This is a genomic window from Lentilactobacillus sp. TOM.63, assembly GCF_030361045.1.
Lineage (GTDB): Bacteria > Bacillota > Bacilli > Lactobacillales > Lactobacillaceae > Lentilactobacillus > Lentilactobacillus dabitei.
Map to the genome: position 1 here is coordinate 26,573 of NZ_JAUCAP010000022.1, position 11,326 is coordinate 37,898.

Here is an 11,326-nt window from a genome sequence, read left to right on the forward strand (position 1 = left end):
ATAATGGCAAAGAAAAACATGAAAAAAGAAATTATGCTCGATATGGATGAATTTATCGTGACATACGCGGCAACCCTCTTGGATCCCAACAAGAATCTTTCTCAATTAGTTTATGACACCGCAAAGGATGACTTAACTAAGATGGATGACTTGTTCAAGGATAATGGCTTTGGCCGCAAGAACAAGTTCCATAATATCGGTGAAGGCTTCTTGCGTGACTATTACAATTTGGACGAAGAGGAAGCCAAAAAGCAGGCGGATCAATTGGCAAAGGACGCCATGGATTATCTGGGTAAAAATGTGCAGTTCTTTGAAACGTGGAGAACAGATTAGAGTGTGAAGCCAAGCGGTTAGAAATCGGAGTGTAAGTCGCCTGGACGAGAAAATTCCTGGGTTTGGAATTTTTCGGGCAGGTGCTTACATGGAGATTCCTGCTTGGAAGAACACGTTTGCAACCAATCCACCTAAAGAATGGCATCAGTGATGAGATTACCCATCACTGGTACCATTCTTTTCTGTAAAAATTTCACCAATCACGTTGATTACCCATTGCCCAAGGACCACAAGCAAATTTTCTCTCTTTTCGCAAATTTTGTTTCATAATGGACTCAATCATTAAACAAGTGAAAGGAGAGGTTTTCGATGAACAACACCCCCGCACCAAAATCAGAAACGCAAAAAAACGGCTGGTGGATTCTAGTTTCGATTGGTACCTTCGCCTTCATGTCCAATTTGGATTCCAGCATCGTCAACATTGCTATGCCGTTGATGGCCAAACAGCTCAGAGTCCCAATGAATGAAATTGAATGGGTCGTTTCTTCATATCTGATTGTGTTAACGGCCTTGCTACTATTCTTTGGCAAGCTGGGTGACATTTATGGCAAGGTAAAAGTCTTTCGAATTGGAACGATCGTCTTCTTGTTGGGGTCTTTCCTATCTGGGCTTCAGATCAACTTTCCATTCTTATTAGTTGGCCGAGTGATTCAAGGCACTGGCGCAGCGATGACTCTGTCAAACACTTATGGGATTACCACTTCCACGTTTGGAGTCAAAGAACGAGGCCGGGCAATGGGATTTGTGGGAACTTTCGTTGCATTGGGCGCGATTGCCGGTCCTGGCCTTGGCGGTTTAATTCTGTCCCGGCTTTCCTGGGGCTACATCTTTTGGGTCAACTTACCATTTGGAATCTTTGCCGTGATTCTCGGAGCCATTGTGATGCCCAAGAACTTTCAAACAACTCCCGGCAGTATTGATTGGTTGGGGTTCATGAACTTTGCGATCTTAATTGTCAGCCTCTTCCTTGGGGTCTTCATCGGCCAAGAGATTGGTTATGCTGCCCCAGTTCCACTGATCTTATTTGCAATCGCACTTATCACGCTCTATGGCTTTTACCGCACTGAAAAACACGCGGATAATCCCTTGATGCCCCTCACGTTATTTAAAATCAAGCCATTCACTTACGGTCTTGGGGCAGCCATTCTCATTTTTCTATCTAATTTCTTTACGGTCGTCATTGTGCCATTTTACCTTGAAGATGCCCGCCAATTGACGGCTGGTCAAGCTGGTGCCCTCCTAATTATTTTCCCAGTCGTGATGGTGTTTGCCGGCCCGCTGGGTGGTTGGCTGGCCGACAAATTTTCACCAGCAACTGTTGCCTCAGCTGGCCTATTGATCGTCGCCATTGCCCAAACGTTATATATTTTCCTGACCCTGACCAGTCCCATCTGGGTTTATGTTGCCATCACAATTGTCATGGCAACGGGTACCGGGCTCTTCCAGTCACCAAACAGCGACATTGTCATGTCGGTGGTACCCAAGAATTCTCTGGGGAGTGCTGGCAGTTTAAACGCCTTGGCCCGAAATATTGGGATGATTTCTGGGACTGCCCTGTCAACGACAGCGCTGTTTGTCGGGATGAGCATCAAGGCCGGCTTCCATGTCACCACTTATCTGCCAAAGCAGCCGGAAACGTTCATTTTTGGCATGCACGTGGCCTTCGCCATTTCCCTTTTGATCATTATTGGGGCTTTAATCCTATCAATTCTGCAAGGCCGCAATGTCAAACCGGAAGATATGAAATAGTCCAACTTTTAGTCTAAACTAAAGATCGGCAGTCAACTCATTTTTCGGTTGGCACGAGGCTATTTATCAGCAATCATCTGGACAACGATTTTTCCCCTCGCCCGATGTGACTGGGAATAATTGAACGCCGCTTGAATATCGTCAAATTCGAAGATTCGATCAATAATTGGTCGGATCTTTTCTTGTTCGATCAGCTTCGTTAGGATGGCGAGCTGACTACCACTTGGCTTCATGAACAAAAAGTGATAAGCTACCCCATTCTTTTTCTCTAGTCGTGAGAGTTTAGTAGTTACCAACTTAAACAACCACTGCTTCCACTTTGGCAAGCCGTAACTCTTGGCGAACGCCTCATTTGGCAAACCTGATAGTGAAACCACTTTGCCACCCGGCTTAACGATCGAAAATGCCCGCTCCAATTGTTTACCGCCAAGCGTGTCAAAGACGTCGTCATAATCGCTCAAGGCTTCATCAAAGCGCACTTTGTGATAGTCAATCACTTCATCAGCCCCCCAGCTGCTCAACAAAGGCGGCATTTTGGGAACTCGTTGTCGTTGCCACGTATGCCCCTGCCAACTTGGCGAGTTGAATGGCAATTGTGCCAATCCCGCCAGAACCAGCTTGAATCAATAGCTTGTCGCCACGCTTAATTTTCATCACATCAAATAAGGCCTGATAACTCGTCAAGCCAACTAGTGGAATCGCTGCAGCCTGTTCAAAGGTTAAATTAGCTGGTTTGCGGGCAATATCGGCTTGGCTCACCGCAATCCATTCCGCGAAGGTGCCGATTCGATTCTTTTGAACCCGACCATAAACTTGATCACCAACTTTAAATCGAGTCACTTTTGCGCCAACCTGTTCAATGGTGCCAGCAAAATCACTCCCAAGAATGAGCGGCAAATGATACTTCAGCAGCATTTTTAAGTTGCCATCCTTAGTTTTCAGGTCAATCGGGTTAATGCTGGCAGCGTGGATTTTGACTAACACGTCTTGATCACCTAATTGCGGCGTCGGCACAGTAATAATCTCCGGCTGATCTTGACCATATTTACGAATTAACGCTGCTTTCATCTGCTGTTTCATATTTAACTTTACTCCCATAAATTCATCTCAGTTGTTTGGTCTAAATTTTTAAACGATTGCTGAATTGAATCATAACTGCTCAACTCAATTCCGTCAACCATATCGTCTGAACCAATCATTTGACAGGTTCAAGTTCAGATGGTTTAATGGTTTAAAAATATAAGCGGAAGGCCTGATCAACAAAATGGCGGATTTGACCCAACTCAAAACAGAATTTACAGACTTAAGTGATTTCTTGGTTGCCCTCGGTGATGAAAAGCGCCAGGCAATCATCATTGCACTACTGGCTGAAAATGCCTGCCATGGATTACGAGTGACCGATTTAACGGCGGTCACTAAATTGTCCCGGCCAGCCGTTTCTCACCACTTAAAAATTTTAAAACAAGCTCATCTCATCAAATCCAGAAGTGAAGGTACCAAAAATTATTACTATCTGTCACACGATATTAAAGAAATTAGGGCTTTGAAACAGTTACTGGATCACGTTACTGCAATCATTGAAACCTCAGGGAGAGAAACCAAATGAAGAAGATTCTGGTCGTTTTAACCAACATTAACCACTATCACGGAACTGATGATCCAACCGGACTTTGGTTGGGTGAAGCAGCTGAATTTGTCGCGGTGATGCAGACCGCAGGAATTCAAGTTGATTATGTTAGTCCAAAAGGCGGTTTTGTGCCACTGGATCCACGCAGCATGAAATACACGAATCAAGAAATTATGAAAGTTTATGAAACAGACGACTTTCAACGACGGGCTCTCAGTAATTCACTCAATCCCGATCAAGTCAATGCTGCCGATTATACTGCCATTTATTACACCGGTGGTCACGGCGTGATGTGGGACTTCCCTGACAATCCAGAGCTTCAACGAATCGCCCTCACGATTTATCAAAACAATGGCTTCGTGACGTCAGTCTGCCACGGCGTTGCTGGACTATTGAATATTAAAGACAGCAACGGCGACTACCTGATCACCAATAAGACCATCACCGGTTTTACGGCGGCCGAAGAAGCAATCGCGGCTAAACGATCAGTCGTTCCATTTTTAAATAAACCGGAAGTCGAAAAACATGGTGGTCACTGGCGTCAAAAACGCTTTTACAGCGAGTTTGCGGTTCAAGATGGCCAACTCATTACTGGCCAGAATCCTTTCTCTGCCACTGCAGTTGCCACTCGATTAATCCAAAATCTCCAAGTCAATCAATAAATGAAACAAATAGTGGGACTAAAAGTAGTCAGCTTCCGATGAATCAAGGAAGTCACTGCTCTTAGTCCCACATTTTTATATCATTAATTCTTTAATTTAGTTGCTTGACCCTTTCGTTTCCGATACTGGATTCGTAATAACTTGATGATTTCCGTAACCACCAGCACAATGAAGCCAGCGATCGTTGGGACAATCCAGCCATAGTAGAAGTCGATACTGCCGGTATGGAAGACGTCCTGCATAAACGGAATATAGATCATTGCGGCTTGTAATGCCAGCAAAATTCCGATGATGATAAACGCCATCTTATTTTCAAAGAAGTGTTTAGAAATAATTGGATAAGAGTTTCGAATGTTGAACAAGTAGAAAATTTTACCGAAGATAATGATGTTGACTGCCATGGTACTGCCCAAGACGGCAGTCAGGACACCGGAATCAACGAATCGATCAAAGGTGAAAATCCCCAAGGCAGAAATCAAAATGGACACGTAGATGATTTCAAAGACATCCATCTTTCCTAAAATCCCCTTGGCAACATTTCTTGGACCACGAACCATGATGGATTCTTCAGCTGGCTCAAAGATAAAGGCAAACTGAATGGTCAGCGCTGAGACGGTGTTGATCCAAAGCAACTGCGTTGGGAATAATGGTAATTCCTGACCCATAATCATACTCAGCAATACCACCAAGCCTTCAGCAAAACTGGTTGGCAATAGGAACCGAATGGTCTTTTGAATGTTGTCAAAGACGTGACGGCCTTCCGCTACCGCCTCAACAATAGTTGTAAAACTATCATTGACCAGCACCATGTCCGCTGCTTCCTTAGCAACGTCGGTTCCTTTGATACCCATGGCAATTCCGATGTTTGCCTGCTTCAAAGCCGCCGCATCGTTAACCCCGTCACCCGTCATCGCAACAATCTTACTGTTAGCTTGTTGAGCCTTGACAATTCTCAGCTTATTAGCTGGCGTGGTCCGGGCAAAGACATTATAGCGACCAATATTTTTAATCAAATCCTCGTCAGACATCTCATCCACTTCAGGACCGGTAATTGCATGAATGCTTTCATCCAAGTCCAACTTCCTGGCAATAGCCGAAGCTGTATCTGGGTGGTCACCGGTAATCATATTGACCTTAACACCTGCACGACGAAGACTGTGAATTGAAGGAATTACTTCCTCACGAGGAGGATCAATAATTCCAACAACCCCACTTAACTTGATACCATCATAAATATTATCCTGATCAATCTCCGTTGCGGTGGTTGCAACTGCCTTGGACCCCAAGGCCACAACCCGAAGCCCATGTTCGGTCAAGTCAGCAACGCGAGCATACCAGGTCTTGTCGTCAAAGCTTGGGTCACTTTGTTTAACCATATCAAAGATAGTTCCCGGCGCCCCTTTAACCATCAGTTCATTATGATCAGCTTCTTTGATCAAACGAGCACTATAACGGTACGCTGAATCAAAAGGTAGGGTATCAACCTCATCGACTTCCGGTTCACGACCGATTAACTTATGGAACAGTGTGGTCAAAGCCCCATCAGTTGGTTCACCGTTTAATTGCCATTCACCATCAGTCTGGACCAACTCGGCGTCAGTCGTTGTCCCGGCAATATCAACCAACTCACGGAAATGTTGATCGTTTTGCCAGTCATACTTTTCACCATCCAGTAAAACGTCACCGTCAACACCTTTATCACCATCGACAAATCCGATTCCAGTCACTTGGTAATGATGTTCATCGGTGATTACGTCAGTCACGGTCATTTCATTTTTGGTCAAAGTACCCGTTTTATCGGTATCAACAATGTCAACAGCACCTAAAGTTTCAACAGCGGGCAAAGTCTTAACAATTGCCCCCTTCTTAGTCATAACTTGGACGCCTCGTGCCAATACAACAGAAGTTGAGGCCGGCAGACCTTCAGGAATAGACCCAACGACCATTGTGATAATCGCAATCGTCAGCGTTGGTAAACTGTAAATTTTAGTGTATAGGCCAAGGACAAATAGCAGAACAGCAATTACAACGATAAAAACTGATAAGTTAACGCCCAGCTTGTTCAGGTTCTTCATTAACGGGGTTACTTGAGATTTAACTTCAGCCACACTCTGTTGAATCTGGCCAATTTGAGTTTCTTGGCCGGTCGCAATCACAATCCCAACACCGGATCCCTGGGTAACCGCTGTCGAAGCAAAGGCCATGTTGGAGCGGTCAGCTAACGGTAATTTATCTTCATTAATCGGATCTTCCGTCTTTTCTACTGAATTGCTTTCACCAGTCAGCGTTGATTCTTGTGCCCGCATATTATCTGCAGAAATTAATCTTAAATCAGCAGGAACCGCATCCCCTGCTTCAAGATTAACCAAGTCTCCCACGACCAGTTCACGGGCTGGAACTTCAATCTTGTGACCATCCCTGATGACATAGTTCTGACTCACCAACAGTTCTCTAATTCTGCTCAAAGCATTGTCAGCCTGCATCTCTTGAAAGAATCCAATAAACGCATTGGCAATAATCACGATCCCAATAACCGCTGAATCTGAATAGTGGTGCATAAACAGCGTAATGGCGGCGGCAGCAATCAAAATGTAAATGATGCTGTTATTAAATTGGAGCAAAAATTGAAGCAGCTTACTCTTTTTCTTGGCCGTTAATTCATTATAGCCGTCACGAGCCAACCGTTTACCTGCTTCTTGTTCACTGATGCCATCTTCAGCGTTGGTTTGATACTTCTGAACCAACTCCTCAGTCGTTCTTTGCCACAATTTTTGATCAGGAGGTACCTCGTTTGTACTGTCTGACATTACATGTATCACCTTTCTTTTTATGAAAATAAGATTCTCATTAACAATATTATAATATATCAACCGGTAAAATTGGTAGTTAAATCACTTCGGGCTGAGAATTTAATCATTGCAATATAAAATTAGCTGACAAAATGCCAGCTGACTCTCGTAATTATTCTTCAACAACCGTCCATTCATTAATGGACTTACCATCAGCATCCCTCAAGACTAACCAGCTGTTAGTGCCGGCAAAGTATAAAAAGAGTCCCACTTCATTAACACTTTTTAGAACGATGTCCTTAGTCGTCACAAAGTCTTTGAAGTCCCCTTCATGGTCTGACCTCAGTTTTAAAGCAAACTTTGCTGAAAATCCGAGTGAACCATCTTTGTTCAAAGTTGGTTTGAGTTTCATTACTGCTCCCGCCTTGATGAGCATCTCGTTTCGTTTCTGCCAATAAACAGTGGCTTTGGCACCGTCATGCTCAATGTAGAAAGGAATCTGGCTGATCTGACTGGTAAATCTGTGAATTGGCTTACCCTTGAACTTCTTCTTGGGAATGAATCGTGATCCAAACCCCAGCCCGTTCAACACCGTTAGGGTTAGATCTCGAAATTTTTCAATTGTGGCTCTTTGATCGCTGGGAATTTTGATGTTTTCCAGATAATCCTTTTTGAATAATCCTTGTTCAACTGCAAATTCCGAAAAACTCTTCGCTAAGTAATTGGCCTCCTGCTTCTGAGCAGGTTCAATGTGAATCACCCCATCAGCTTGGTTGGCTTTTGGCTGATCTTGAATCCCAGTCAGCTTGCCATCCTTTAGATACAAATTCACGGCATCAGTTTCTGCTTTGATCATGCTGGAGATAGTTATTTTCCCTTGACCATCAGGTAAGGTCACAACAGTTTCGTTCGAATTAATCTCAACTGCAAGTTTCATATAACAACCCTCTTCATTGATTTATCTATATTTATCATACCATTTAATCCAAAAAATAAGCCCAGGACTTCTATTTCTAGAAGCTGGACTTATTTTCAATCGAAGCCTTTTATCTAATCGAAGAAGAAATCATTTTATTCAGTAGTGAGTTTATTCGTTAAGTTACCAGACCATTTCCAGTTTTGAACTTCTGGAATATCTGTCCCATATTCACGGATGTAATCATGATGTTTTTGAAGCATCTGATCCATCTTGGCTTCAAAGTCAGCTGCTTGGGAAGCAAACTGGGTTCTGGCAATCGCGTCCTTGGCCAAGTGGTATCGATCAAGCTCGTTGAGTACCCGCATATCAAATGGTGTCGTGATATCACCATTTTCACGATAACCATGGAAGCTGATATTGTGGTTGTGACGGTTGTAGACCAAGCCACGGAAAGTGTTTTCAAAGCCATGGAAGGCAAAGATCACCGGTTTGTCAGTGGTAAAGTATTTGTCAAATTCGGCTTGGGTCAAGCCACGACTATCTTGGTCTTCATTGTTTGGCCGCAATCTCAAGATATCGATCACGTTAATGAAACGCACTTTGAGTTCAGGGAATGAGTCGTGCAGCATATCAATGGCAGCTAAGCTTTCCATTGTTGCTTCAGTTCCGGCAGTCGCAAAGATCACATCCGGATCACCCTGATCGTTTGAGGCCCAAGGAATGATTCCCAAACCATCGTTAACCAGCTTAGTTGCTTCAGCCATTGAGAACCATTGTGGCCGTGGGTGTTTTGAAGCCACGATCAGGTTAATCTTCTCACGGGCCTGCAAAGCCGTGTTCATGACGGCCAGCAATGAATTGGCATCGGCTGGGATATATTCATTCACTAACTCATGACCCTTTTCAGCCAAGTGACCGAGCATCCCAGGATCTTGGTGGGTATACCCATTATGGTCTTGCTGGAAAGCGTGGGAAACGTTCATGATGTTCAATGACGGATAATCATGACGCCATGACTGCTCAGAAGCTTTTCTAAGCCACTTGTAGTGCTGAGTCAGCATTGAATCAATGACCCGGGTAAATGCTTCATATGAAGCAAAGAATCCATGACGGCCACTCAGAACGTAGCCTTCAAGCCAGCCTTCAGCTTGGTGTTCTGAAAGCTGTGAGTCAATGACTCGGCCTTCTGGTGCCATGTTTTCATCATTTGGGCTCTTAATCGGTTCTTCCCATTGACGTTTACCATAATCCAATATTGAGAAGAATTTGTTAGATTTCGTTTCATCCGGACCAAAGGCTCTAAATGAGTTGCCATTGCGTTTCATAATCTCGGTGTAGAAATTCGACAAGACTTCGGTATCCTGGGCTTCTTTGTCACCAGGTTTGTTAATCTTCAGTGCGAAGTCCGCTGGATCAGGCATGGCTAACTTCTTAGGGTCAATGCCACCGTTGACAATTGGGTTCATAGCCATTCGGTGATTGCCTTCAGGAGCTATTGCCTTTATTTCAGCTTTGATCGAACCGTTGTTGTTGAACAATTCTTCTGGATGATATGATTTGAGCCAGTTGACCAGCAAATCTTTGTGATCCATCTGACCAGCGCTCACAGGAATTGGCACTTGATGGGCACGGAACGAACCGGCAATTGGGTTGCCATCCAAATCAAACTTAGGACCTGTCCAGCCTTTTGGTGACCGGAGAACTAACATTGGCCATTGTGGCAATGTATCATCATTATTCTCACGAGCGTGTTTTTGAATGTGCTTAATTTCAGAAACGATCTCATCCATCGTCTTAGCCATTGCCTTGTGAACCCGGGCATAGTCAGCTGGATTTCCTTCGGTCTCAACAAAGTGTGGTTTCCAACCCATCCCTTCAAAGTACTTCGTCAAATCGGCATCACTCATTCGAGATAGAATGGTTGGATTAGAAATTTTGAACCCATTCAGATTCAGCATTGGTAAAATTGCGCCATCATGAATTGGATTAATGAACTTGTTGGAGAACCAAGAAGCAGCCAATGGGCCAGTTTCAGCTTCCCCATCACCAATTTCAACGGCAGCAATCACATCTGGATTGTCAAGAATGGCACCAGTTCCGTGGGCAATTGAGTAGCCTAATTCGCCGCCCTCATGCATTGAACCTGGGGTTTCAGGAGCGGCATGGGAGGCAACGCCACCTGGGAACGAGAATTGTTTGAACAACCGTTGAAGACCCGTTTCGTTTTGGGCAATTTTTGGATAAATTTCACTGTAGCTGCCATCAAGGTAAGAGTTGGATACCATAACTTGACCGCCGTGACCAGAACCTTCAATGTAGAACATGTTCAAATCATATTTCTTAATGATCCGGTTTAAATGGGCATACATAAAGTTTTGGGAAGCAATCGTGCCCCAGTGGCCGATTGGCTTGATCTTAACATCGTCTGCAACCAGGTCGCGTTTGAGTAATGGATTATCACGTAAGAACAACTGACCAACAGATAAGTAGTTAGCGGCATTCCAATAGCGGTTGACTTTTTGCAGGTATTCGTCAGAATCGAAGTTTGTCATATTCGTAACCTCCTGAATTTGTAAAAGCAAACATCAATTTGATTATTGGACCGGTCCAAATTCAAGTTACAAATTCATTGTATGCTCAATATGTTGATGTTTCAATGGTTTAAGCATTTGGTTATTTAATTTTGATATAAATTTTATTTATATCAAATGCATATGGCATAAATAGATTCATATATACCGGGTTTTTGAACAGATTTAATCTTGCTTTTTTTCTGCTAAATTTATTTGAATAAAAAATTGTTATGAAAACTTTAACGGTGTATTATAGGAACAAATTTAGCAACTCCCCATAGAAGGCGATTGAAATGGGAAAAAATAAGAAGCAGTCTAAAGCCAAACGAAGCTTGATGTTTCCGTTACTATTACCCAAAAGCAGTGGTTATGGTTCGCGGTTAAATGATGACAATCCGATTGGCCACTTCCTGAACATTTTCTTCTTTGTTTTGGTAATAGTTGCCATTGCTCTGTGCTTGTACTTCGCTCTTAATCTCTGAATCCACAGTTGAAAGATCGGTAAAAACCATCCAAAATTGGGAGTACCTTATCGCTTGGCAGAAATACTCACCAAATATTTTCTAAGCTTTCCGACCTCTTTCAACCCCATAATAATGGCTCTTCGTCAACTGTTGTTGGTGAAACTAAATTCGAGTTCTAATCACTTTGTGATTAGGGCTCTTTTTGTTTTG

Annotated in this window: 8 protein-coding genes and 1 pseudogene; 5 read left to right on the forward strand and 4 right to left on the reverse strand. The window is 43.5% G+C overall.

All coding sequences use genetic code 11. The features are described from left to right. Positions 1-3 precede the first annotated feature (3 nt). Together QUF07_RS06110 and QUF07_RS06115 are read left to right on the forward strand one after the other, a co-directional pair. Positions 4-333 carry a hypothetical protein gene (locus QUF07_RS06110; protein ID WP_056983416.1) on the forward strand — a complete coding sequence of 110 codons (330 nt, stop codon included), beginning with the start codon at positions 4-6 and terminating at the stop codon, positions 331-333. 309 nt (positions 334-642) lie between these two features. Continuing rightward, the gene (locus tag QUF07_RS06115) at positions 643-2,082 is read left to right on the forward strand and encodes an MFS transporter (RefSeq protein WP_217341902.1); all 1,440 of its coding nucleotides are present in this window, start codon (positions 643-645) and stop codon (positions 2,080-2,082) included. Between the two features lie 59 nt (positions 2,083-2,141). On the opposite strand, the pseudogene QUF07_RS06120 reads toward QUF07_RS06115, so the two are convergent. Further along, positions 2,142-3,150, reverse strand: a pseudogene (locus QUF07_RS06120) (NADP-dependent oxidoreductase). 196 nt (positions 3,151-3,346) lie between these two features. Between QUF07_RS06120 and QUF07_RS06125 the strand changes: the two are divergent. Beyond that, on the forward strand, positions 3,347-3,688 hold the full coding sequence (locus QUF07_RS06125; protein ID WP_289426999.1) for an ArsR/SmtB family transcription factor: 342 nt from the start codon (positions 3,347-3,349) through the stop codon (positions 3,686-3,688). Next, entirely contained in the window at positions 3,685-4,371 is a 687-nt protein-coding gene (locus tag QUF07_RS06130) for a type 1 glutamine amidotransferase domain-containing protein (protein WP_217341903.1), read from the forward strand. Before QUF07_RS06125 ends, QUF07_RS06130 begins: the two co-directional genes overlap by 4 nt. Positions 4,372-4,454: 83 nt before the next feature. On the opposite strand, the gene QUF07_RS06135 is transcribed toward QUF07_RS06130, so the two are convergent. From QUF07_RS06135 to QUF07_RS06145, 3 genes are all read right to left on the reverse strand, one after another. After that, positions 4,455-7,178, reverse strand: a complete 2,724-nt coding sequence (locus tag QUF07_RS06135; protein WP_289427000.1) for an HAD-IC family P-type ATPase — start codon at positions 7,176-7,178, stop codon at positions 4,455-4,457. Between the two features lie 154 nt (positions 7,179-7,332). Continuing rightward, a complete protein-coding gene (locus QUF07_RS06140; protein WP_289427001.1) occupies positions 7,333-8,097 on the reverse strand; it encodes a hypothetical protein in 765 nt (254 codons plus the stop codon). Between the two features lie 134 nt (positions 8,098-8,231). Next, a complete protein-coding gene (locus tag QUF07_RS06145) occupies positions 8,232-10,631 on the reverse strand; it encodes a phosphoketolase family protein (RefSeq protein ID WP_289427002.1) in 2,400 nt (799 codons plus the stop codon). 314 nt (positions 10,632-10,945) lie between these two features. On the opposite strand from QUF07_RS06145, the gene QUF07_RS06150 reads away from it, so the two are divergent. Continuing rightward, positions 10,946-11,134: a hypothetical protein gene (locus tag QUF07_RS06150; protein ID WP_217163801.1), complete on the forward strand. Its 189-nt coding sequence runs from the start codon at positions 10,946-10,948 to the stop codon at positions 11,132-11,134. The last annotated feature ends 192 nt before the right edge of the window (positions 11,135-11,326 follow it).